Here is a 24,596-nt window from a genome sequence, read left to right on the forward strand (position 1 = left end):
ATTTAGATTATCAACGTACCTAGTAGCCTTTTAATTTATGCTCTTGGAAGGCGACGGTGACGCATAACAGTCACGCCGGCAGCAGCAGCTCCAGAAATAGTTAATGCACCCAAAACGCCTAGCATTATAGTGCTAAGCATATTACCAGAAGACTTGTTTTCGCCTGCAACTTTAGCTTGAGCTTGTGGCTTATTGCTTTCAACAGGAGTCTTTTCTTCAACTTCCTCAACATCACCCTTGTTATTTTCAGGCTTCGTAGAGTTTTCTTCTGAAACCTGTGATTCGGTTGACTTGTTTGTTTTTGAAGTATTGTCTGTCGGAGTCACAGGCGAAGAAGAAGTATTAGCAGCAGCTGGAGCATGAGATTCGGCTGCAGAAGAAACCTTTTTAACTATTTCAACAACCGGAACTACTACTTTCTGAGTATTTGCATCAGAAGGCTTGGAGCTTGGCACTGCTGGAACCGCAGAAGCTGCAGGAACAACATGAGTTGAATTATTTTCAACTTGAACTGCTGGAACCGCAGGGGTTGCAGGAGCAGCAGGTGCCGACGGAACAGTAGGAACAGTAGGAACTGGTACTGTTGGAGCCGCAGAAGCTGGCGGCACAACCGGAGAATTAACAGATGGCACTGGAACCTTAGCTTTAGGAACCTCAGAAGCAGCATTTGATTGTGTATCGGATTCGGCAGGAGCAGCTACTTTCGGAGCAGATGCTACTGGAGGTGCAGGGACTGGAGCAGCATGCTCTTGAGATTCATTATCTTTTTTAGAATCAGAAGGTGCTGGAGCAGTAGGACCAGTCTGTTTTCCTGATTCTTTTGCCTCATTATTACCAGCAGAACTGTTACCACTTTGCTGATCTTTTTGATCTTTTTCCTTCTTCAATTGAGCTTTAAGAATAGTAACTTTAGCTTTAGCTTCCTCAAGATTCTTTTCTGCGTCCTTTAAAGAATCCTCAGCTTGCTTCTTTAAATCACTTTTCGCAGTTCTCTCCTGAATCTGATTGTTCTTAAATGTTTTAGCGCCTTCAAAGCCATTTCTTAATGACTTAATTTTTTCATCTAGTTTCTTTTTGTCGTCAACTAACTTATAGTTCTCAATAATATTATTAAGAAGCTTTGTTTCAGACTCTGCTTTCTTTACTTCAGAATCTTTACTGTTGGAAGCTTCAAGCTTACTAGCTACATCTTTTTTAGACTCATCAATTTGATCTTTAATTTTTTGAAGATCTTCACTTACTTTTTCAAATTCTTGCTTTGCATTCTGGAAAAGAACTTCTAATTCTTTCACAGTTTTTTCTTTAGCAGCAACAAGTTTCTTATTTTCTTCAACTTTTTTGCTAAGTGAAGTTTGATCATTAGAGACTTTTCTAAACTGCTCCGCTATAGAATAAATATTATCACCATCGTTTGGATCAACTTTTTCTAATGCGGATTCCAATTCACCGATTTTTGTATCATACTCTTTAATTTGAGCAGAATCACTTGCAATAGATTCATTAAGATTATCTACTTCTTTGTGAAGATCTGAAATCTGTGATTCATATTGTTTTATATTAGCTGCAGCTCTTTCTTTTGTTTGACTTTTTTCTTCTTCGTCACTTTGCAAAGCATCAAGAGCTAATTTTGCATGATCATATTGCTCTTTTAAAAGTTCATATGCGGCTTTTAATCCAATAAGCTCGTTATCCTTTTCTTCTTTGGATTTTTCAAATTCTGCAATTTTTACTTTTGCGGCTTCGGAATCCATTTTCAATGCATTTTCAGCTTCTAAAAGTTCCTTTTCCTTATCTTTCTCAACGTTTTCAAATCCTTTTTCAGTTTCAGAGATTTTACTTAAAAGATCGTCAAATTCTGCAACTTTTTTCTTATACTCTTCAATTTGAGCTTCTAATTGCTGAACCTGCTCTTCAGCTTTTTCAATTGCTTCTTCAGTAGATGCTTTTGCAGTCACCTCTGTTTGAGCTTGCGTATTTTGTACATCCTCAACAGCTTCTTGCGCCCATGCTGGCATTGGGCCTTGCAGGAACAAAACAAATCCTGCGATTGCTGCGGCAGATTTTTTCTTGACCGTTACCATATTTGTTACTCCTTGCTCGTAGCGGCCTTCATGTCTAACTTATGTCAGCAGTCATCCTTGAGCATAACAAAGGAATAAATACATTTTCAACGCTATTTATTCGGAATATTTCCGATAAAACTTGTCATAATGAATAATAATCGTATTATTTTTGAAGACCATTAATAAAAAATGCCAATTATGCACATAATATTATATAATTCGAATAGTTATACACAATAATTTTTAAAAAATAATAACAATATTACAAATTTTTTCAGAGTGTCGAAAAAGCCTAAGAAAAAGATAATGCCGATAAGTAAAATTTACATACCGGCATTATCTCTATTTTTTCTGCAACTTAACTTCTACAGACTATCTTTTCACATATGTTCTTACGAAATTTAGTCCTCCGCGAGCGCAACTACTGGCGAAGACTTTACTGCTCTACGAGCTGGAAGAACGCTGGAAAGAAGCGCTGCAAGCAAAGCGATTAGAGCAAGAACCGCGTAAATAGTCCAATCAATTACAAACGGAACTTTGCCAATTGCGCTAAACACCATGTAGGATCCAATCCACCCAAACGCTGTTCCAACAATCAAGCCAGAAACGGTGCTTGTTAAGGAAATCAACGTTGCTTCCAACGCAAGAGATCTTCTAACCTGTCCTCTTGTCATGCCGATTGCTCGCAAAGTTGCAGATTCTTTGGTTCGCTCAATAACAGACAAGCTTAATGTGTTTGCAACACCTATTAAAGCAATCACAACAGCTACTGCTATTAAGCCAACAAGCAACATCATCATTACGTCGATAGCACTTTCCCACTGCGCTCGCTGGAACACGCTTCCACCAGCCATAACCTCCGCATAGCTAGATGTAATATTTCTAATATTCTTAACAATATCTACAAGATTAGCTTTGCTAGAGTCTACCGAAATAAGCAGAATATGCGTTGTAGGCTTAAGGTAGTTATTGAAGTAAGATTTGCTCACAAAAGCAGTATTCCTTGAATATATATTGACATTCCTATACTTCTTAAACTGAACTTGCTTTACAGTAATGCTCTTATCGTTATTACTCGGGTCTGTATTCATTCCGGTAAATGGCGTAATATCATCACTGTCTGTTTCACCAGAACTGTACTTTTCTACATAAGCTTGTAGATTAAGGTTTCCTTTTTTAAGTTCAAAGGGTTCTCCCCCTTCTTCGTTAAACTTAGGCAAAAGCACAGAATCTTTGTTTATATTAACGCCATCAAGATCAGTGTGCATTACATTTTTAAGTTGATTTACATTATCAACTCCAGCTGCCATAGCATACTCAGTTTTGCCCTTAGCGTTCTTAAAAGTCATAGGAACTGCAGGAAGCAACTCAGTATGCTTTATTCCACTAATCTTTGAAATGTCGGCAGCTAAAGATTCATCAACATTCTTGCCTTGAATAATAATGTCAACACTGTAATGGTCATCAACAACACCTTTAAGAGTTGCTTTACCACAAATTGCGCCCGTTACTACTGTAGAAACAAGCGTTACTCCAATAAGCAAAGCTGTTCCAGTTGCTGCAACTCTTCTAGGATTTCTTTGCACGTTTGCATTAGCAACTTTAGACGCGGGCCCACAAAGCGCCATAATTGCTCCAGTTGCCTTCATAGCAAACGGCATCCAGAATGTTGCTGTAATAATAATGCCAATAAAAACAAGCGCACAACCAAACATTGCTCCAAGCAAAGTCATCCAAGAGTCAGAACCAGCAGTAGGCGACTTACCCGCAATCATGCTTGCCAAAGAAGTAGCACTTAAAGCCGTAGCTAAAATACCTACAACAATAAACAGAACGCCAAAAACAGCGCGAATAATGCTTGCACGCTTATCTTTAATCAAATCCATTGGTCGCAGCGCTTCCATAGGCGTTACTTTTGTAGCAGATCGAGCAGCACTCATAGATGCAAGAACTGTTACAATCGTGCCAATTGCTATTGGCCACACAATTGCCGGAAGTGAAACAATCAAAGGAATCTTAGATAACGGTCCAGAATTAATATTCACATTACTAATTGCGCCCATAAATCCGATTGCGCAAAGCACACCAACACCTGCAGAAATAACTCCAAGTATTGCAGCTTCAAGCAAAACTGCCGCATAAAGCTGGTGTGACTGTGCGCCGATTACGCGCAAAAGCGCAAGAGTTCGTCTACGCTGTGCAACTAATACTTGGAATGTGTTTGCTATAACAAGCGAAGAAATAAGCAACGCTAGGATACCAAAAGATAGCAAGAACATGGTTACAAAATTAGTGCCGTTAGACACATTTCGAACAGCTCTTACGCCAACTTCATGCCTAGACATAAGAGAGAATCTCGAAGGAAGCAAAGAGTTAATCTTAGGAGATAAATCGTTTATTTTAGATTCATCAATACTCATGTACACTTTGCTTTGCACAACTTCATTGTCAAAATTCTTAAGATTGTTGAGTTTTGCACAAAAATCATTCGTTACTCCACCAAGATACGTGCCGCGATTTGAAACTGGTATTTGAGAATGTTCTCCATCGTCTACAAGACCAACCACACGAACATCGTACGATTTTTCTTTATCTCCGCCAGTGTCATCTACTTTAACCAAAGTTATAGTATCGCCAATGTTTGCATGTATTGATTTTGCAATACTTTTAATAAGCGTAATTTCGCCTATTTTTTGCGGATCTCTACCTTCTGTTGATTTATAAACAGGAAGATTTCCATACAAACCACTAGACCAAGCAATACTTGTAACTGATTTATCACCTTTTTCCACTCTTACAAGCGCAGTCGCATCGTCACTACGAATACCGTTGATACCAGGCATCTTCGATATTTTGTCTAAATGAAGGTCTTTGTAATGAATTTCACTACTCGGAGAGCTGTTAGGATTTTTAAATGAGATTGCATAATTTGCGCTACCGAATTCATTTGTTGCGTTACGAACCATCAAGTCATCAACGCTGTTTGCAAAAAGCAAAGTAGCGCTCATAAACATGCTGCCTATAAGAATTGCAATTCCAGAGGCGATTAGCATGCGCACGCTTTTACGCATAAGTTTTAGTGCGATTTTCCACATTCTAACTTCACCACCTTTTATTGCAATTGAGCAGGCTGATTATTAACGCCAGCCTCGCTGCGTTCCATAAGCATCTTGCTCATTCCTTCTGCAGTAGGATTTTGCACGTCTTCAACGATTTGACCATCTGCAAACACGATTGCTCGATCCGCATAAGACGCTGCAACAGCGTCGTGAGTAACCATAATCACAGTTTGACCAAGTTCCGTTACAGACTTCTTCAAAAAATGCAAAACTTCTGAGCTGGAAGCAGAGTCAAGATTACCGGTAGGCTCATCCGCAAAAACTACGGAAGGCTTAGAGATTAAAGCTCGAGCAATTGCAACGCGTTGTCGCTGACCGCCAGAAAGCTCAGCAGGCCTATGCTTTAAGCGATCTTGCAAGCCAAGAGTTAAAACCAAAGTATTAAACCATTGCTTATCTGGCTTTTTGCCTGCCAAAGTAAGAGGCATAAGAATATTTTGCTCAGCACTAAACATTGGAAGAAGATTAAAACTTTGGAAAATGAACCCAACCATTTCGCGTCGCATAAGCGTAAGCTGTTTATCGCTCATTCCTGTAATATCTAGGCCATCTACCAAAACTTTTCCAGAATTAACGCTGTCAAGACCAGCCAAAGAATGCATTAAAGTTGACTTTCCAGAGCCAGACGGGCCCATAATCGCAGTGAACTTGCCGCGCTCAAAGCTAACACTAACGTCTCGCAAAGCGTGAACAATGCCTGCACCCTTGCCAAAATCTTTAACAACATGCAAAGCTGCAACTGCCGTCTCACCAATCAAGTTTTGGTTAAAATCTGCTCTAAAATCTAAAGCATTTTCTTGCTCGTATGAGCTTGTTTCGTACGGACTGTTCATAACTGCTCCTTTTCTTAAAAAGTAGTAATCGCATAGTTATCTACTGCTAATACTTAAATTTACGTGAAAAGACTGCTGGTTACTATCGTGCGTAAGGCGGAAATTATTGAGAAAAAATCAGTATCTCATCCTAAAGTATGATGCGTAAATTTACATAATGTATAAAAAATCGGAGCACATACAAATACGAATGCGCTCCGAATAAAATGGTAATGGATCTTCAGGAATATTTTTAATTAATAATTTTTTACTTTGCTTTCTCTTTTCTATTTAAGCAAGTCCTGCTTTACGAACAGCGTCAAATCCGCGCTGCAAATCGGCAAGAATATCGTCAATATGTTCAGTTCCAATAGACAAACGAATAGTACCTTCATGAATGCCCTGATCTTCCAACTCTTCAGAAGTTTCCTGAGAGTGCGTAGTAGATGCAGGATGGATAACCAATGACTTTACGTCAGCAACATTTGCAAGCAATGAGAAAAGCTGTAAATTGTCAATAAATATGCGAGCTGCATCCCTTCCACCTTTAATATCAAACGTGAAAATAGAGCCTCCACCATTCGGGAAGTAGCGCTTATAAAGCTCGTGATCAGAACGACCTTCAATAGAAGGATGACTTACAGATTCAACCTCTGGCACAGTTTGCAAATATTGAACAACCTTCAACGCATTCTCAACGTGACGCTCAACACGCAAACTCAAAGTTTCCGTGCCTTGCAAAAGCAAGAATGCAGCAAACGGGCTAATGCAAGCGCCAGTATCGCGCAAAATAATCGCACGAATACGAGTCACAAAAGCCACAGATCCTAAAGCATCATAGAAGTTCAAACCATGATAGCTAGGGTCAGCTTCAGTAAGAGTTGGGAATTTTCCAGGGACTTTAGCCCAATCAAAATTGCCGCCTTCAACAATAATGCCACCAAGAGTTGTGCCATGGCCGCCAATAAACTTCGTAGCAGACTCAACTACAATATCTGCACCATGCTCAAGAGGGCGGAACAGGTACGCAGTTGCAAAAGTGTTGTCAACAAAAACAGGAAGATTGTGGCGATGCGCAATCTCGGAAATAGCCTCAAAATCAGGCAAATCAGCATTAGGATTACCAAAAGTTTCAAAGTACACGAGCTTCGTATTCGGCTGAATTGCATCCTCGAAGTTCTGAGGATTCTTAGGATCCACAAAAGTAGTTGTTACACCATCTCGAGGAAGAGTATGACGAAGAAGGTTATAAGTTCCACCATACACATTCTTTGAAGACACAATGTGATCGCCCTGCTGAGTGATGTTACGAATAGCATAGTCTACAGCTGCCGCACCAGAAGCAACAGCCAAAGCTGCAGTTCCACCTTCAAGAGCTGCAATTCTACGCTCAAAAACATCTTGAGTAGAATTCGTCAAACGGCCATAAATATTTCCAGCGTCACGCAAATCAAAACGAGCAGCGGCATGATCAAAATCGTGGAACACGTAGCTCGTCGTTTGATAAATAGGAACTGCACGAGAATCAGTTGCCGGATCCGCCTGCTCTTGACCAACATGCAACTGCAAGGTTTCAAAATGATACTTTCCTTGCGTTTCTTCAATATCGCTCATAATACCCCTCCAGTTTTGCGACTTTTCAAACAGTAGATTAGTTTGCTTCAGCTCACTTTGCGCATCCACTTACTTTTCCGTTTTCTGTTTACATATTTATTTAAGTGATAACGACAATATGCCACTATGGTTCATTCGTACATACCTGCGGTTATCAAAATTAGCTATAACGAATTAACAGTTTGCAAAAAATAGCGAAATCTGTTTTAGAAAAATACAGAAAATATACTGAATTTCTAATACAACACGCCGTATGCAGCTTTTATCCACAATGCTTAAAAAATCTGGATTACTGCTCAATAAGCACAGAAAATAGCAGCATGATTACACAAAAACACATTATTGACGATGAAATTATCTCGCTTGACGAGATTGACGACGCTGAGACTGCTCAAGTATTTTTGCAAGAAAAACTTGAACAAGTGTCCAACGAGCTTCAAGATGATTCTCTTGAAAGTAAAGAGTTGGGAAAACTGGGAGAAACATACGCAGCTTTGCGACTCATACAAAAAGGGTGGCACATTATTGACCGAAACTGGCATTGCCGTAATGGAGAGCTAGATTTGGTGATGATTACTCCAGAACAAAAATTGGTATTCGTGGAAGTAAAAACTCGAAGAAGCGTACGTTGTGGCACTCCACTTGAAGCAATTACTCAAGAAAAATGTAGCAAATTACGTACAACTGGTATGAAATGGCTGGAAGAATTCGGAAGCGACATACCTCATTACCGTATTCGATTTGACGCTGTATCTATTCTTATTATTAACAAATACACTTATCCAGATTCTGCATATGAATTGCAATCTTTGGAAGAAATTGAAGATAATTCATCAATCCAATTCAAGCATGTTCAAGGAGCATTCTAATGCATATTGGAAACGCAACATCAATAGGACTTATTGGTCTTAAAGCTTTTACTATTCAGCTGCAAGCTTTTATATCTGGAAATATGCCAAACTTTTCTATTATCGGCTTACCTGACACTTCATTAAGCGAAGCAAGAGAGCGCGTTAAATCAGCTCATTTTGCGTTGCATTGCAAATGGCCTGAAGGAAGGGTAACAGTAAACTTATCACCTGCTTCAATGCCAAAAAGCGGAGCATCATACGATTTAGCTATCGCAGCAAGCATACTAAGCGCAGAAAAGTATATTCCACTTACAGAATTAGAAAATACAGTTATTTTAGGAGAACTAAATCTTGACGGGACAGTATTACCTATTCAAGGCATTCTTCCTATTGCACTTTACGCAAAAAAGATGCATTTTAAACGAATGCTTATTCCGCAAGAAAATCTTGCCGAAGCGCAACTTGTAGATGGAATTGAATCTATTGGAATACACCATATTTTAGATTTAGTGACGCAATTGCATGGCAGTTTGAGCGAAGAATCACTCAAGCTTATTGAAGAAGACCCTGCGTATAAACATATGCAAGTTCTTGAACGAAATGGAAATTATAACAATGGAGAAGAAGATTATAATTCGTCAATTCACGAAGAAAGCACTTCTCCACTACAAATTGAACCAAAATATGAAATTGGAGATATGTCTGAAGTAATAGGGCAAGAACACACAAAGTGGGCTCTTCAAGTTGCTGCAGCTGGAGGACATCACGTGATGATGATTGGACCTCCAGGATCCGGAAAAACCATGCTCGCATCTCGAATACCAAGCATTATGTGTCCTCTTAATGAACAAGAACAGCTTGAAGTCGCATCTATTCGTTCACTTTGCGGCACGCTACCCTACTACGGAATTAGCAATATTCCACCATTTGAAGCACCTCACCATACTGCTTCAGCAGCTTCTCTTATTGGAGGAGGAACAGGAGTTGCAAAACCTGGGATTATTACTAGAGCACATTGCGGAGTGCTGTTTATGGATGAGGCTCCAGAGTTTTCTCCTAGAGTATTGCAAACCCTAAGAGAACCATTGGAATCAGGGCATATTGCTATTTCTCGTTCAAAAGGGACAACTCTTTATCCAGCTAAATTCCAGCTTGTTGTTGCTGCAAATCCTTGTCCTTGCGGATACGCATACGGAAATGGAGAACGATGTACTTGCAAAGAGCGCGAAAGAGCACGATATTTTTCACGCCTTTCAGGTCCAATTCTTGACCGTATTGATATTCAAATGGATGTGCCTCCGGTAGAACGAATTATTATTTCAAACCATCATCACGACAATGCACAAAACTCAGTTAAAAACACGTATCTGAATAGCAAAACAATGCGAGATAACGTAATAGAAGCTCGTAAAATTGCTCGCGACCGTTTTATAAAACAAGGCTGGGATTGCAACGCACAAGCATCTGGAACATGGCTTAGAAAATACACTTCACAGCAAGCTGTAGGACTTATCAACCGTGCATTAGAAAAGCATCAACTGAGTTTGCGCGGAGCAGATAGAGCATTGCGACTCGCGTGGACGCTTGCTGATCTTTCTGGACACACTTCACCAGACATGACAGACATTGCACAAGCTATCAGTTTAAGGACACGAATATGAATACTAAGAACATAAACAACACGGATAACACTGAAGAAACCATTAGTGCATCTAGCGATTTTTCTTCACCAGACGAAGAAACAATATCTCGTGCAATACTTACATTCTGCCTTGAAGGAGCGGATGCAATTATGTACACGCTACTATTGGGATCTAAAAGCGCTAAAGAAATTGTTTCAATATTAAAAACAATTGTGAAAAATTATACGAAACAACAATCAACAGGCTCAGCTCAACAAATGCAACTTCCAATTATTAGTGAAGTAGCAGATCAAGAAAACGATGCCAATTCTAAAACTTTTAGTTCAAGAAAACGTAACAAAAATCAAGAATTAGTATCTACAATGTTAAGTTTCATAAAAAACCATAAAGAACTTGCGCTATTAGAAAATTATTTCAAGAAGGGCTTAACAGCGTGGGGTTATCACAACAATAATGCGCCTAAGTCTTTAGAAGTGTTACACAATTCTATTTCAAAATGGTGCGTTCGATTATTGCATTTACCAACATGGAATAATGAATCACTATGTCAATGGTTCACTTCTGGCGGAAAGCAATGGATTATTGCACCACACAGCAAATATTGGCCGAAACAATTACAAGATTTGGCTTTTCAGAGTCATTTCTCACCACCTTTATGCTTGTGGGGTGTAGGGAATCCACAAGCATTAACACAATGTCATAATCCACTTGCTATTGTTGGCTCACGCTCTTGCACAGACTACGGAAGAGAACTTGCATATCAATTTGCTTATGATTGCGCTTCGAAAGGCCATACTGTTATTTCTGGTGGAGCGTACGGAATTGATGCAGCAGCACATTGGGGCGCATTAGATGCACAAGATGTAGATGAAAATAAGCCTACAGGAAAAACCATTGCTGTATTTGCTGGAGGATTAAATCATATGGGACCCAGATGCAATTATCAGCTTTTTGAACAAATTATTGCAAAAGGCGGAGCGTGTATTAGCGAACTATGCCCAGATACAACACCTGTAGGCCACAGATTTTTATTACGAAATAGAATTATTGCAGCTCTAGCATCAAAAATTATAGTTGCTCAAGCAAGATTACAATCCGGAGCGCTAAATACTGCAACATGGGCAACTGATTTAAATCGCGAACTATACGCTATACCAGGAGATATCAATCAGCCTAATAACGCAGGATGCAACAAGCTAATACACGATTCACAAGCTATAATATTGTGTTCAACTCAAGATATAGATATTCTGTTTCCTCAATCTCATCATTACTTTGCTTATTCTCAACCTAAACCAGAAAAATTAAGTATAGACTATAAAAATTATGACAATACGCAAAAACTAATTATCGACGCAATTACAACATGCAAACGCAAACGTGAACTTGCAAATGTTGACAGAATATACGAAATAATAAAAGCTTCTTACAAAGAAAAACAATTAGATTACATACCATCTATTGCTGAAATTTCTGGGAAAATTGCATTGCTAGAATTGGAAGGAATTATTGTACAAAATAAAGAAAATTTAACATTATCACAGCAAAAAGTAGCGTAAAATAACGCGCCCAATACAAGATATGTGAGAAAATAAAAGTATGCAATCAAGCGAATACTACGATGTTATTATTGTTGGCACTGGAGCTGCAGGATTATCTGCAGCACTAGGATTAATTAAATCCGAAGAATACGCATGTATGAGAAAAGGAGGAAAAACACCATCAATTTTAGTGATTTCTAAAGTGCCAGCATTGCGTTCACACACGGGTTCTGCTGAAGGAGGTATAGCAGCAAGCCTTGGAAATGTTGAACAAGACAAATGGCAATGGCATTATTATGACACAGTTCATGGCGGAGATTGGCTAAGCGATCAAGATGCAGCAAAGCTACTTGCAAAAGAAGCGCCGAAAACAGTTATTCAGCTTGAACATGATGGCGTAGCATTTTCTCGAACGCAAAATGGGTATATTAATCAACGCCGTTTTGGTGGGCATACTGCTAATTTTGGAAAGAATCCAATTGAACGTGCGGCTTTTGCTGCAGATCGTATTGGTCACCAAATTTTGCATAGCTTATGGCAACAATGTGTTTCCGAGAATATTGTATTTGCTGAAGATTGTTACGTAACAGATGTTGCTATAAACGATCAAACTATGAGCGTTGAAGGAATTGTTGCATTTGATTTATCTGCAGGAAACTTGCGAGCAATAAGGTCTAGATTCTTACTTTTAGCTACAGGCGGATCGGGAAGATTATTTGCAACAACATCTAATTCGTGGGATTTAACAGGCGATGGCATGGCTTTAGCTCTAAAAGCAGGATTACAACTTGAAGACTGCGAGTTCATTCAATTCCACCCTACTGGACTAGCTCATACTGGCATTCTGCTTTCAGAAGCAGCAAGAGCTGAAGGCGGCGTGCTTAGGAACTCAAATGGCGAAGCTTTTATGAAAAAATACGATGAAGTACATGCAGATTTAGCTCCAAGAGATGTTGTTTCTCGTGCAATTGCCAAAGAAATTCGCGAAGGAAGAGGTGTAAACGATTCAACAACTACGCAACAAAGCAATTCGCATAACGATTGTGTTTGGCTAGATATGACACATATCAGCCGAGAAAATATGTTAGAATACTTGCCACAAGTTACAGAAACTATTGAAAAATATGCTCATCTTGACCCAACTTGCGATTTAGTCCCAATTCGCCCTACAGCTCACTACACAATGGGCGGAATACCGATAACTTTGAATGGAAAAGTATATAGATGGCAAAATAACAACCAAAATATTGTTTATGGTTTATACGCTGCCGGAGAATGCTCATGTGTAGGAGTGCACGGAGCTAATCGATTAGGAGGAAACTCCTTGCTTGACGCATGCCTTTTTGGAAATCGCGCAGGAGCAACAATAGCAAAAGAATTGAAAAACTTAAACAAGGATGATGAAACTAACAGTAACGAAATCAATGAAACGAACGAAACCAATAAAACTATCTCAAGTAATGTTGCACTACAAGTCTTATATAAACAAAGAAATAATGAACTTAATCAGCTTATGGAAACGAGTGCGAAGCAAGTTACAGATTTTACAGACAACAGTTATAACGACGAATCTTCACAAATAGAAGAAGATAATCCTTATAAATTATTTGCAGATTTAGGAAAAATCATGGAAAACGCTGTTGCAATATCATGCGACGAACAATCAATTAAGAAAGCACTCAATGACATACAAGAATTTATAGATCCTAAAATTCAGTCATTACACATTCATAGCGATAATTTAGTTTTTAACCAAGAAATTACTGCAATATGGGAAATAAAGAACATGTCACTACTTGCAAAAGCAGTATTACAATCTTCACTTGCTAGACATGAATCTAGAGGTGCTTTCTTTAGAAGAGACTATCCAAAACATGATATTTCTTCATTGCCACAACACTCGTTCATTGACTTTGATGGAAACTTGGCAAAAAAGCCAGTGAATGTTATTGATTTTAAACAAGATAGTAAAGGAGATTTTTATACTGAAAATAGCATAATTTAAAACTATTATTACTATTTTCATATATAAATATTTTGAAAATTCGTAATTTTTTCAACACGCCGAAGCGAAGAAGAAAAAAAGATGTTATAGTCTTATCTGTTGTCTAAAACACCTGTCCGGGTGGCGGAATGGTAGACGCGCTAGCTTGAGGTGCTAGTGCCTATTTGTTACAGGCGTGCGGGTTCAACTCCCGCTCCGGACACGAAAAAACCTTGCTGGAAAGCCAGCAAGGTTTTATTGTTTTCTAACGCAAAAAAGGTGTTAGCTAAGAAGATCATCTTAGCTAGCCCTAAAAAATTTAATTAAGCAGCATTTGAATGCAAATGGAAACGAATCTCGCCAGAATTTGGCGTATAAACAGCTGCACCAAAAGCAATAATCGTGCCAAACTTATCTTTTACAGTAGAATAAGCTGCAATTACAGAAGTTCCAACTTCAACATTCAGTACTGCCGCAAGCCGGTCACACAGCTCTTCTACATGCACAGACACCTCATTTTCTACAAGCTGAACAGCGTACGCTTTGAACAAAAAATCAGCTAACGAATCATCTGAAAAATCATGCGTCAAAATTTTAGGAAAACGCGAAGCAGACAAATAAATCACACTATAACGCGATAAAACATCGTCAACATAGCGCAAGTGTTTCAAACATATCAACTCATCTTCTGGATCAAGACCTAAACGAGCAGCAGCATCTTCATCGTGAATAACATCTTTTTCAATAACTTTTATTCTAACTTTTGCATCATTAGAATAAGCCTGCTCATAAAATCCTTGCGCGCGATCAGAAATCACTTCCTGATTATAAGTATGAATAATTGAAGAAGCTCGAAATGTTCCCCTACCCTGCTCACGAACAAGTAATCCTTCAGTAATAAGATTATCAACTGCATGCAAAGTGATACGACTCACATTGTACTGTTTGCACAATTCAATTTCAGGAGGTAATTGTTCGTTAGCTTCCATAGAATCAATACGAGCGCGTAGATTATCTCGCACAGCAATATATTTAGGCACACCGTCGACCATTATCACTCTCCCCTAACTAAGCGCTAGCATGAAAAAGCCGCTGATACTAGTTTGTGTAAAACACAGCATAGTAACAACGGCTCATGCAAAACTAATAACTCTGTTATCCTATCAGCCCTAACATAAAATGTACAAACAAATAGGAAAATGAGTAAAAAGAATTTAATCTATGTCTACACAATTATTTAATTGTATTTTTATTTTCTTTACTTATTTTATTTCTTCAACTTTTTCAAAATTATTAGAATCGCGTTTATTCATCAATATCGAAACAGAATAGAACAATATTAGTGCAATAAGTATTACAGAAATTAGAACAGTACGACCACCGACAATATTTACGTGACCAAGTATTACACCAAATACGCCATAATCTGCATCAGAATATGTAGAATTTGCACTTCCTAAATTGCCAAGCACTGGCAAAAGGAACAACGGAAGGAAAGTAATGAAAAGGCCATTAATAAATGATGCAGTCAAGCAACCACGTATTCCACCTTGACCATTACCAAATACTCCTGCAGCACCACCAGCCATAAAATGCGCAACAATTCCAGGAATAATAATTGTCGTTCCCAAAATCGCCATAAACGTCATTCCAAGCAAACCGCCAAAGAAACTAGCCAAGAAGCCAATAAGAACAGCATTAGGAGCAAAGCCAAAAGTCATTGGTGCATCTAAAGCAGGACGAGCATTTTTAACAAGCTTTTCCGATATTCCCTTAAAAGCTGGAACAATTTCGTCAAGAACAATCTGCACGCCTGCAAGAATAATATAAACACCTGCAGCAAAAGTTGCAGCCTTCAACATAACGAAAACAATGGAGTTTTGACCATTAGATAAATGTGTTTCAACATACGAAGATCCAGCAAAAAGTGCCACTACAATATAAATAACAGCCATAGAAAGCGTGATAAGAACTGTTGTATCACGCAAGAATCCCAATGCGGCTGGGAATTTAATATCCTCAGTTGACTTAGAAGGACGCTTTTTTGAAGCAGTAATTTTTGCAATTAACGCACCTAAAGCAACACCAGTACCAGCAGGATGTCCTAAAGCAACATCATCTTTGCCTGAAGCTTTTTTCATAAATGGTTGCACTAGTGCAGGAGAAATTGTCGTAAACAATCCTTGAGCAATTGAACCCCATAAAAGGACTTCCCACATGCTAAAACCAGCAACATTAAATATAACAGCAAGCATACTTGCCATATAGAAAGCTACGTGACCCGTTAAATAGATAAATTTAAAACGAGAAGTAATAGAAAGAATAATATTAACAATCATTCCAAAGAAGAAAATAAGCGCAGATTCAGAGCCATACTTCAATAAAACAGTTCCAATAATTGCTTCATTATTCGGCACTACGCCTTGCACATGAAATGCGTATTGAAACATTTTGCCAAATGGATTCAACGCTTCAGTAATAACTCCAGAACCAGCTGCTAAAACAAGAAAACCAACAAGGGTACGGATTGATCCTTGCAAAATATCCGAGAATTTCTTTCTTTGCACTGCAAGCCCAATAAAGGAAATAAGCGCAACTATAACAGATGGCTGTCTGAAAATATCGAGCAGTACTGACAGAATGCCGTCCACGTAACTCTCCTTACCATATTAATCGATATAGTTTGAGCGGCTTACGCAATTATTGGCGGCAAAAAATATCTTACAAACTTCGCAAACGATACCGTAGGCGAAACTATTCGAAATACACGATTAGTTTCGTAGCACAGTAAAACTACACATACAAAATTCACGGTTCCGCAATGAAGCAAAGTAGTAAGAGCTACTACGAGCAGCAGTTTTTACACCCAGCCAACAACTACTGTTACAGCTCATACTGTTGTTTCATGTAAAATTCATTATATCGTTTAAACATTATAAACAATTAAAAACAACAGTATTTACTACTAAAATATTCATTAAATATCGATAAAATTCGAAAATTTACCTGTTTTTAGAAAATTCGACACACCAATATACAGAAAAAAGCACTCCATTTTCATGAAGTGCTTTATAAAAATCAGTAATTATTACAGTTTTTAATGAAAATAAACATATGTTTTACTGTATAAACATATGTTTATATTTCGGTCAATAATTCTCATCAAAAACTGTCACTCCCACTCAATCGTGGCAGGCGGCTTAGACGTTACATCAAGCACTACACGATTAATTTGACGGCATTCATTCGTGATTCGAGTAGAAATATTTGCCAACACATCGTAAGGCACACGAGACCAATCAGCTGTCATAGCATCCTCAGAGCTCACAGGACGCAAAACAATTGGAGAACCATATGTACGCTCATCACCTTGAACACCAACAGAATGAACATCAGCAAGCAAAACGACTGGGCATTGCCAAATGTCGCGATCCAATCCAGCTTTAGAAAGCTCTTCGCGCGCAATAGCATCTGCTTCACGAAGAACAGCTAAGCGTTCGCGTGTAATCTCGCCCACGATACGAATACCTAAACCAGGTCCTGGGAATGGCTGACGCCAAACAATTTCATCTGGAAGTCCAAGCTCAGTTCCAATAGCACGAACTTCATCCTTAAACAAAGTACGCAAAGGTTCAATAAGCTTAAACTTCAAATCTTTTGGCAAACCTCCAACATTGTGATGAGATTTGATGTTTGCAGCACCATCACCGCCACCGGATTCAACTACATCCGGGTAAAGCGTGCCTTGCACAAGGAACTTAACTTCTGCTCCAGATTTTCCAGCTTCTTCGATAACTTGACGCTGAGCTTTTTCAAAAGTGCGTATAAACTTCTCGCCAATAATCTTACGCTTGCGCTCCGGCTCACTCACGCCTTTAAGTGCGTTCAAAAAGTCATCTTCTGCATCAACTGCAATAAGTTTAATGCCTGTTGCTTCAACAAAATCATGCTTAACCTGCTCAACTTCGCCTTTACGAAGCAAACCGTGGTCAACAAAAACGCAAGTAAGCTGATTGCCAATTGCTTTATGTACCAATGCTGCAGCAACAGCAGAATCTACGCCGCCAGAAAGACCACAAATAACTTGCGCGTCGCCAACTTCTTCACGAATCTTAGCAACTTGATCCTCAATAATATTAGAAGGATTCCAATTATTATCCAGCCCTGCACACTTATGTAAGAATGTAGATATAAGTTCCTGACCCAATGGAGTGTGTTTAACTTCTGGATGCCATTGCACACCGTAGAGTTTGCGACTTTCGTCTTGCATTGCTGCAACTGGAGCACCTTCTGTGTGAGCCAAAACCGTAAAACCTTCTGGAGCACGCTTAACAGCAACACCGTGACTCATCCAAGTATTCTGCGCAGATGGGGATCCGGAAAGTAAACCTTCAGAATCATCAATAGTTGCAGCAGTCTTGCCATACTCACCAAGTGCAGCTTTATCGACATCGCCACCAAGCTCATGAGCCATTACCTGGAAGCCATAGCAAATACCAAGAACCGGTACACCTGCTTCAAAAATCTTTGGATCAATGTCAGGAGCACCTGGTTCATAAACAGAAGCAGGACCACCTGAAAGAATAATAGCTTGAGGATCCTTAGCAAGCATTTCGTCAACTGGCATAGAGTGAGGAACAAGTTCTGAATACACATTTGCTTCGCGCACTCGACGAGCAATAAGCTGAGCATATTGAGCGCCAAAATCAACGACAAGCACTGGTCCTTTTGCCATGATTCTCCTTATATATATGTTCTAACACGATTCAACTTATAATAGTGAAACTTTGCGACGTTATATAATTACAAAACGCCGAAAATTAAACACAAAAGTTACACGTACAGTCTAACACTGCAAATAACGTTGGTAGATTTTTGTGCGAAACGCTTAACTATAAAGTATAAAATGAACATTAAATATAACATAATCTATACAAATGGCTCATTTTTTACGCACATAATCACACATTTTTTCAACACAAATGCACGAAGAAGTAACCAAACGAACAAAAGTCAGACGCTGGCACTATACTGAAACGGATGGAAAAAGAGCTGTAATACATTTGTTTTCCAGTCTCTATAACCAAATGGTAATGATCAAATTGCACTGAAAAGTGCTTGAGTACAGGAGTACACATGACGAGTCCTGTTATTGGCACACCTTGGAAGAAGCTAAACGCTCCAGTTTCCGAGGCAGCTATCGAAGGCGTAGACAAGTACTGGCGCGTTGCCAACTATCTTGCAATCGGCCAAATTTATCTTCGCAGCAACCCTCTAATGAAGGAGCCGTTCACTCGCGAAGACGTTAAGCATCGTCTGGTGGGCCACTGGGGCACCACTCCAGGTCTTAACTTCCTTATCGGCCACATTAATCGTTTTATCGCTGATCACCAGCAGAACACCGTGATTATCATGGGTCCAGGCCACGGCGGCCCAGCTGGTACTGCTCAGTCTTACCTCGACGGTACTTACACTGAGTACTATCCAAAGATTACTAAGGACGAAGCTGGTTTGCAGAAGTTCTTCCGTCAGTTCTCTTACCCAGGCGGTATTCCTTCTCACTTCGCTCCTGAAACCCCAGGTTCCATCCATGAAGGTGGCGAGCTCGGTTACGCACTTTCTCACGCTTACGGCGCTGTTATGAACAACCCAAGCTTGTTCGTTCCAGCAATCGTTGGCGATGGTGAAGCTGAGACCGGTCCTTTGGCTACCGGTTGGCAGTCCAACAAGCTTGTGAACCCACGTACCGATGGTATCGTGCTTCCAATCTTGCACTTGAACGGCTATAAGATTGCTAACCCAACAATTCTTTCCCGTATTTCCGATGAAGAGCTTCATGAGTTCTTCCACGGCATGGGTTATGAACCATACGAGTTCGTTGCTGGCTTCGACGATGAGGATCATATGTCCATCCACCGTCGCTTTGCTGACATGTTCGAAACTATCTTCGATGAAATTTGCGATATTAAGGCTGAGGCTCAGACTAACGATGTAACTCGTCCTTACTACCCAATGATTATCTTCCGCACTCCAAAGGGTTGGACCTGCCCGAAGTTCATCGATGGCAAGAAGACCGAAGGTTCTTGGCGTGCACACCAGGTGCCACTGGCATCTGCTCGCGATACCGAAGCTCACTTCGAGGTTTTGAAGAACTGGATGAAGTCCTACAAGCCTGAAGAGCTCTTCGATGAAAAGGGCGCTGTGAAGGAAGACGTTCTTTCCTTCATGCCAAAGGGCGAACTCCGCATTGGTGAAAATCCAAACGCCAACGGTGGTCGCATTCGTGAAGACTTGAAGCTTCCAAAGCTTGAAGATTACGAAGTCAAGGAAGTTAAGGAATTCGGTCACGGCTGGGGCCAGCTCGAAGCTACCCGTCGTCTTGGTGTTTACACTCGTGACATCATCAAGAACAACCCAGATTCCTTCCGTATCTTCGGACCAGATGAGACTGCTTCCAACCGTTTGCAGGCTGCTTACGAAGTAACCAACAAGCAGTGGGATGCTGGCTATCTCTCCGGCTTAGTCGATGAGCACATGGCTGTTACCGGCCAAGTCACCGAGCAGCTTTCCGAGCATCAGATGGAAGGCTTCCTCGAAGGTTACTTGCTCACCGGTCGTCACGGCATCTGGAGCTCCTACGAGTCCTTCGTACACGTTATCGACTCCATGTTGAACCAGCACGCAAAGTGGCTTGAGGCTACCGTTCGTGAGATCCCATGGCGTAAGCCAATCTCCTCTGTGAACTTGTTGGTATCCTCTCACGTATGGCGTCAGGATCACAACGGCTTCTCGCACCAGGATCCAGGCGTAACCTCCGTGCTCTTGAACAAGACCTTCAACAACGATCACGTAATCGGCATTTACTTCCCAGTAGATTCCAACATGTTGCTTGCTGTTGCTGAAAAGGCTTACAAGTCCACCAACATGATTAATGCTATCTTCGCTGGTAAGCAGCCAGCTGCTACTTGGTTGACTCTCGACGAAGCTCGCGAAGAGCTCGAGAAGGGTGCTGCTGAGTGGAAGTGGGCTTCCAACGCTAAGAACAATGACGAAGTTCAGGTTGTTCTCGCTGGTGTTGGCGATGTTCCACAGCAGGAATTGATGGCAGCTGCCGACAAGTTGAACAAGCTTGGCGTTAAGTTCAAGGTTGTTAACGTTGTTGACTTGCTCAAGTTGCAGTCCGCTAAGGAAAACAACGAAGCTTTGACTGACGAAGAGTTCACTGAGCTCTTCACTGCTGACAAGCCAGTCCTCTTCGCTTATCACTCCTATGCACATGACGTTCGCGGCTTGATTTACGATCGTCCAAACCACGATAACTTCAACGTTCATGGCTACAAGGAGCAGGGCTCCACCACAACGCCATACGATATGGTTCGTGTGAACGACATGGATCGTTACGAGCTTACCGCTGAAGCATTGCGCATGGTTGACGCCGCTAAGTATGCCGACGAAATCAAGAAGCTCGAGGACTTCCGCCTCGAAGCCTTCCAGTATGCAGTCGACAAGGGTCTTGATCACCCAGACTACACCGATTGGGTATGGCCAGGCGTTAAGACCGATAAGCCAGGCGCTGTCACCGCTACCGCTGCAACCGCAGGCGATAACGAGTAGTTTTAAGCTGATAAAGCTAAAATTGGTTAGCTAAAACATTTCGGGAGTCAATCGAAAGATTGGCTCCCGTTTTGTGTATTAAAACAAACAATGCAATAAAACTAGTTATATGCAAAATAAATTACATTTATAATTACTATTTTGTGCGTGTACAACATAGATAAGCCGTACAATAGAAAAAGTTTGTTTATATTGCAAAATGCAAAACTTACATTAACAATATAAACCTAGCAGTAACACGAAGTATCAAAGGAGAACGCATCGTGTCGCATATTAATGTAACAATTATCGGCAACGAAGATATGTACGGCAGAAATGCTGTTGCATTCGGAATAACACATATTCTGTCTAATAACTACAGCACTACTGTTTTTCGTCCATGCGCTCAACCAAATGACACTTTTACTAAACAACTTTTGGGTATCACAAATACTTCAGCGAAATTAGAGCAAGTTATTGCAACAACTCCAGAAATAGTTAGAACAAATAAAGACACAGTGCGAGGAGATATCGTTGCGCGCTATAACGAATTGTTGCAATCCACCTCTGCTCAAGCTTCTATTATTGTTTCTAGTGACGCAAACCCAGCATATGATCCAGAACTGTTTTCTTTCGACGCAACTGTTGCAGCTGACTTGGCATCACCTGTTTTTCTCACAGTTTCAGCTCAAGGCAGAAACTCACAACAAATTTTACAAACTATAGATTCTGCAAATGCTTGCGTTCTTAAATCATGCACACAAGTTTTAGGAGTATTTGTTACAAACTGCGATCCAGAACTTGGAGCTGAGTTAATGCGTGACTATAGCTCTAGGAATTATGCAAACTCAAACGACGAAGCATCCCGAGTAAGCCAAACTCCATTATGGGTTTTGCCACCAATAGATGAAGAAACTAAAAATTCTTCATTAGAAACATTCGTAAATTGCGTTCGAGAAAATGATGTTCTTAATGCTCTCCACCAACCATTTAAAGTTCCAACTACACCTTATGCTTTCCAATACAGTTTATTAGGGAAAGCAAAAGAAAATAAGAAAACTATAGTTCTTCCGGAAGGAGAAGAAGATCGTATTCTTAAAGCAGCAAACTATTTGCTAGAACGTGATATTGTAAATCTAATTATCATTGGAGAACGCGAATCTATTCTTGCTCGAGCAGAAGAACTAAATCTCAATTCTCTTTGCAAAGCTAGTTTCCAATCTATGCACGATGAAGCAATGCTAAGCCATATGATTACAAAACTTTGCGAATTAAGAGCAAAGAAAGGAATGACAGAAAAGCAAGCGCGTGAACAATTAACAGATGCAAGCTACTTCGGCACCATGCTAGTAGTACTAGGTCAAGCAGACGGTCTTGTTTCTGGTTCAGTTAATTCAACCGCTAACACTGTACGTCCTGCTCTTCAAGTTATCAAAACTAAGCCTGGTTCTAAGCTGGTTTCTGGAGCATTCCTTATGTGCTTCAAAGATCACGTATCTGTATTTGCAGATTGTGCAATCAACCCAAATCCTAGTGCAGAACAGCTTGCTGATATTGCTATTCAGTCTGCACACACTGCTGAGACTTTCGGACTCAACCCTAAAGTTGGAATGCTATCCTATTCAACGCTTGGTTCAGGAAAAGGGCCAGATGTTGATACTGTAGAGGAAGCAACACGCATTGCGAAAGAAAAAGCACCTGATTTAGCAATTGTTGGATCTATACAGTTTGATGCAGCATGGTCTCCTACAGTTGCTGCAGCAAAAGCAAAAAATAATAGTATTGCTGGTCATGTGAATGTATTTGTATTCCCTGATTTATGCGCAGGAAATATCGCTTATAAAGCCGTGCAACGCTCTAGCGGAGCACTGGCTGTTGGTCCAATTTTGCAAGGATTAAATAAGCCTGTAAATGATTTGTCTAGAGGAGCTTTAGTACAAGATATTATTAATACCGTTGCTTTAACCGCGTTAGAAGCACAATCAGAATAAACATAATAAAGCTCCTAAAACAGCATCACAGTGCGTACGTAACCTTGAGGTATTGCATTGCACTCAATATCTTTAAGTTTGTAGGAACTTAACGCTAAACTAGAGCGTGGCAATTTATAAGCCTTATCAATACTTATGGAGGATGCCCACATGGCAAAAACCGTTCTTGTTATCAATTCTGGTTCCAGTTCGATTAAGTATCAACTCGTTGACTTGGAAAGCGGTGAAGGTATCGCTTCCGGCATCGTTGAGAAGATTGGCGAGCCAGTTGACGGCCACTACAAGCACGTATTCAATGGCGAAAAGCATGAGTTCAATGAGCCAGTTCACGACCACGAGCAGGGCTTGAAGCGCGTACTTGGATTCTTCGAAGAATATGGTCCAAAGCTTTCAGAGTCTGGCATTGTTGCTGTCGGTCACCGCGTTGTTCAGGGTGGCTTAACATTCCCTAAGCCTGCATTAGTCAATGAAAAGACAATCAATAAGGTTAAGGATTTGGCAGTTTTGGCTCCACTTCACAACGGTCCAGAAGCTGTTGGCGCTGAAGTCATGACTGAACTTTTGCCAGATGTTCCACAAATTATGGTATTCGATTCTTCATTCTTCCATGATTTGCCACAGGTTGCAGCAACTTATGCTTTGAACAAGGAAATCGCAGATCGCTATCATATTCGTCGTTATGGTGCTCACGGCACTTCTCACGAATACATTGGCTCTGTTGTTCCAAGCGTTGTCGGTAAGCCTGCAGAAGGTTTGAAGCAGATTGTTTTGCACATTGGTAACGGTGCTTCTGCTTCTGCTCAGATTTCTGGGAAACCAGTCGAAACTTCTATGGGCTTAACCCCACTCGAAGGCTTGATGATGGGCGGTCGCACTGGCGATATTGACCCAGCTGTAGTATTCCACCTTATTCGCAACGCTCACATGAACGTGGACGAACTTGACACTCTCTTCAACAAGCGTTCAGGCATGATGGGTATGACTGGTCATGGCGATTTGCGTGATATTCACAAGCTCATCGCAGAAGGCGATGAAAACGCTAAGCTCGCTCTCGGCGTATACGTGCACCGCATTGTTGGTTATATTGGCAACTATACTGCTCAAATGGGCGGCGTTGATGTCATTACCTTCACAGCTGGTGTCGGCGAAAACGACGAAATTGTGCGCGCTCGCGTATGCGAAAAGCTTGAGCCATTCGGCGTTAAGCTCGATAAGGAAAAGAATTTGGTTCGTTCTAAGGAGCCACGCGTTATTTCCACTCCAGACAGCTCTGTGATTATTGCTGTGATTCCAACGAACGAAGAGTTGGCTATTGCGCGCAAGGCTGCAACCATTGCTGAAGCTGGTGAAGATAGCTACGGCAACAAGTTTGAGCACTAAATTGT

At 40.4% G+C, this 24,596-nt stretch carries 14 protein-coding genes and 1 tRNA gene; 8 read left to right on the plus strand and 7 right to left on the minus strand.

The window, feature by feature from the left end; all coding sequences use genetic code 11:
- Positions 1–35: 35 nt before the first annotated feature.
- The 4 genes from HXT26_RS03185 to HXT26_RS03200 form a co-directional block, all read right to left on the minus strand.
- Positions 36–2,081, minus strand: a complete 2,046-nt coding sequence (locus HXT26_RS03185) for a hypothetical protein (RefSeq protein WP_004106902.1) — start codon at positions 2,079–2,081, stop codon at positions 36–38.
- Positions 2,082–2,464: 383 nt separating this feature from the next.
- Positions 2,465–5,158 (minus strand): FtsX-like permease family protein, encoded by a 2,694-nt coding sequence (locus tag HXT26_RS03190; protein WP_116442686.1) that lies wholly within the window; start codon positions 5,156–5,158, stop codon positions 2,465–2,467.
- 17 nt (positions 5,159–5,175) lie between these two features.
- Positions 5,176–6,015 carry an ABC transporter ATP-binding protein gene (locus HXT26_RS03195; protein WP_004106907.1) on the minus strand — a complete coding sequence of 280 codons (840 nt, stop codon included), beginning with the start codon at positions 6,013–6,015 and terminating at the stop codon, positions 5,176–5,178.
- Between the two features lie 270 nt (positions 6,016–6,285).
- Positions 6,286–7,608, minus strand: a complete 1,323-nt coding sequence (locus HXT26_RS03200) for an O-acetylhomoserine aminocarboxypropyltransferase/cysteine synthase family protein (protein WP_004106910.1) — start codon at positions 7,606–7,608, stop codon at positions 6,286–6,288.
- Between the two features lie 320 nt (positions 7,609–7,928).
- Here HXT26_RS03200 and HXT26_RS03205 point away from each other — a divergent pair, with 320 nt between their 5' ends.
- The 5 genes from HXT26_RS03205 (at position 7,929) to HXT26_RS03225 (ending at position 13,850) form a co-directional block, all read left to right on the plus strand.
- Complete coding sequence (locus HXT26_RS03205; RefSeq protein ID WP_004119341.1) at positions 7,929–8,477, plus strand: YraN family protein; 549 nt, start codon at positions 7,929–7,931, stop codon at positions 8,475–8,477.
- Complete coding sequence (locus HXT26_RS03210; RefSeq protein WP_174164047.1) at positions 8,477–10,120, plus strand: ATP-binding protein; 1,644 nt, start codon at positions 8,477–8,479, stop codon at positions 10,118–10,120. The genes HXT26_RS03205 and HXT26_RS03210 overlap by 1 nt, the downstream gene beginning before the upstream one ends.
- Positions 10,117–11,661, plus strand: a complete 1,545-nt coding sequence (gene dprA / locus HXT26_RS03215; RefSeq protein WP_422111869.1) for a DNA-processing protein DprA — start codon at positions 10,117–10,119, stop codon at positions 11,659–11,661. The genes HXT26_RS03210 and dprA overlap by 4 nt, the downstream gene beginning before the upstream one ends.
- A 40-nt stretch (positions 11,662–11,701) precedes the next feature.
- A complete protein-coding gene (locus tag HXT26_RS03220) occupies positions 11,702–13,648 on the plus strand; it encodes an FAD-binding protein (protein WP_422111870.1) in 1,947 nt (648 codons plus the stop codon).
- Between the two features lie 114 nt (positions 13,649–13,762).
- Positions 13,763–13,850 (plus strand) — tRNA-Leu (locus HXT26_RS03225).
- A gap of 100 nt (positions 13,851–13,950) precedes the next feature.
- Here the strand turns inward: HXT26_RS03225 and HXT26_RS03230 are convergent.
- From HXT26_RS03230 to guaA, 3 genes are all read right to left on the minus strand, one after another.
- Positions 13,951–14,679 carry a GntR family transcriptional regulator gene (locus tag HXT26_RS03230; RefSeq protein ID WP_422111871.1) on the minus strand — a complete coding sequence of 243 codons (729 nt, stop codon included), beginning with the start codon at positions 14,677–14,679 and terminating at the stop codon, positions 13,951–13,953.
- Positions 14,680–14,889: 210 nt separating this feature from the next.
- Positions 14,890–16,278 (minus strand): PTS ascorbate transporter subunit IIC, encoded by a 1,389-nt coding sequence (locus tag HXT26_RS03235; RefSeq protein WP_004106942.1) that lies wholly within the window; start codon positions 16,276–16,278, stop codon positions 14,890–14,892.
- 521 nt (positions 16,279–16,799) lie between these two features.
- On the minus strand, positions 16,800–18,362 hold the full coding sequence (gene guaA, locus HXT26_RS03240; RefSeq protein WP_004106945.1) for a glutamine-hydrolyzing GMP synthase: 1,563 nt from the start codon (positions 18,360–18,362) through the stop codon (positions 16,800–16,802).
- A 401-nt stretch (positions 18,363–18,763) separates the two neighbouring features.
- Between guaA and HXT26_RS03245 the strand changes: the two genes are divergently transcribed.
- The 3 genes from HXT26_RS03245 (at position 18,764) to HXT26_RS03255 (ending at position 24,591) form a co-directional block, all read left to right on the plus strand.
- Positions 18,764–21,241 carry a phosphoketolase gene (locus tag HXT26_RS03245; protein WP_004111342.1) on the plus strand — a complete coding sequence of 826 codons (2,478 nt, stop codon included), beginning with the start codon at positions 18,764–18,766 and terminating at the stop codon, positions 21,239–21,241.
- A 263-nt stretch (positions 21,242–21,504) separates the two neighbouring features.
- Positions 21,505–23,211, plus strand: a complete 1,707-nt coding sequence (gene pta / locus HXT26_RS03250; protein ID WP_004119325.1) for a phosphate acetyltransferase — start codon at positions 21,505–21,507, stop codon at positions 23,209–23,211.
- Between the two features lie 150 nt (positions 23,212–23,361).
- A complete protein-coding gene (locus tag HXT26_RS03255) occupies positions 23,362–24,591 on the plus strand; it encodes an acetate/propionate family kinase (RefSeq protein WP_004106960.1) in 1,230 nt (409 codons plus the stop codon).
- The last annotated feature ends 5 nt before the right edge of the window (positions 24,592–24,596 follow it).

The organism is Gardnerella sp. DNF00497B, assembly GCF_049262725.1.
Lineage (GTDB): Bacteria > Actinomycetota > Actinomycetes > Actinomycetales > Bifidobacteriaceae > Bifidobacterium > Bifidobacterium leopoldii.

Bases quoted from the DNA above. Each gene is read 5' to 3' on its own strand.
- guaA (WP_004106945.1), bottom strand. From the start codon at position 18,362: ATGGCAAAAGGACCAGTGCTTGTCGTTGATTTTGGCGCTCAATATGCT.
- HXT26_RS03230 (WP_422111871.1), bottom strand. From the start codon at position 14,679: ATGGTCGACGGTGTGCCTAAATATATTGCTGTGCGAGATAATCTACGC.
- HXT26_RS03190 (WP_116442686.1), bottom strand. From the start codon at position 5,158: ATGTGGAAAATCGCACTAAAACTTATGCGTAAAAGCGTGCGCATGCTA.
- HXT26_RS03255 (WP_004106960.1), top strand. From the start codon at position 23,362: ATGGCAAAAACCGTTCTTGTTATCAATTCTGGTTCCAGTTCGATTAAG.
- HXT26_RS03205 (WP_004119341.1), top strand. From the start codon at position 7,929: ATGATTACACAAAAACACATTATTGACGATGAAATTATCTCGCTTGAC.
- HXT26_RS03210 (WP_174164047.1), top strand. From the start codon at position 8,477: ATGCATATTGGAAACGCAACATCAATAGGACTTATTGGTCTTAAAGCT.
- HXT26_RS03220 (WP_422111870.1), top strand. From the start codon at position 11,702: ATGCAATCAAGCGAATACTACGATGTTATTATTGTTGGCACTGGAGCT.
- HXT26_RS03185 (WP_004106902.1), bottom strand. From the start codon at position 2,081: ATGGTAACGGTCAAGAAAAAATCTGCCGCAGCAATCGCAGGATTTGTT.
- HXT26_RS03200 (WP_004106910.1), bottom strand. From the start codon at position 7,608: ATGAGCGATATTGAAGAAACGCAAGGAAAGTATCATTTTGAAACCTTG.
- dprA (WP_422111869.1), top strand. From the start codon at position 10,117: ATGAATACTAAGAACATAAACAACACGGATAACACTGAAGAAACCATT.
- HXT26_RS03195 (WP_004106907.1), bottom strand. From the start codon at position 6,015: ATGAACAGTCCGTACGAAACAAGCTCATACGAGCAAGAAAATGCTTTA.
- HXT26_RS03245 (WP_004111342.1), top strand. From the start codon at position 18,764: ATGACGAGTCCTGTTATTGGCACACCTTGGAAGAAGCTAAACGCTCCA.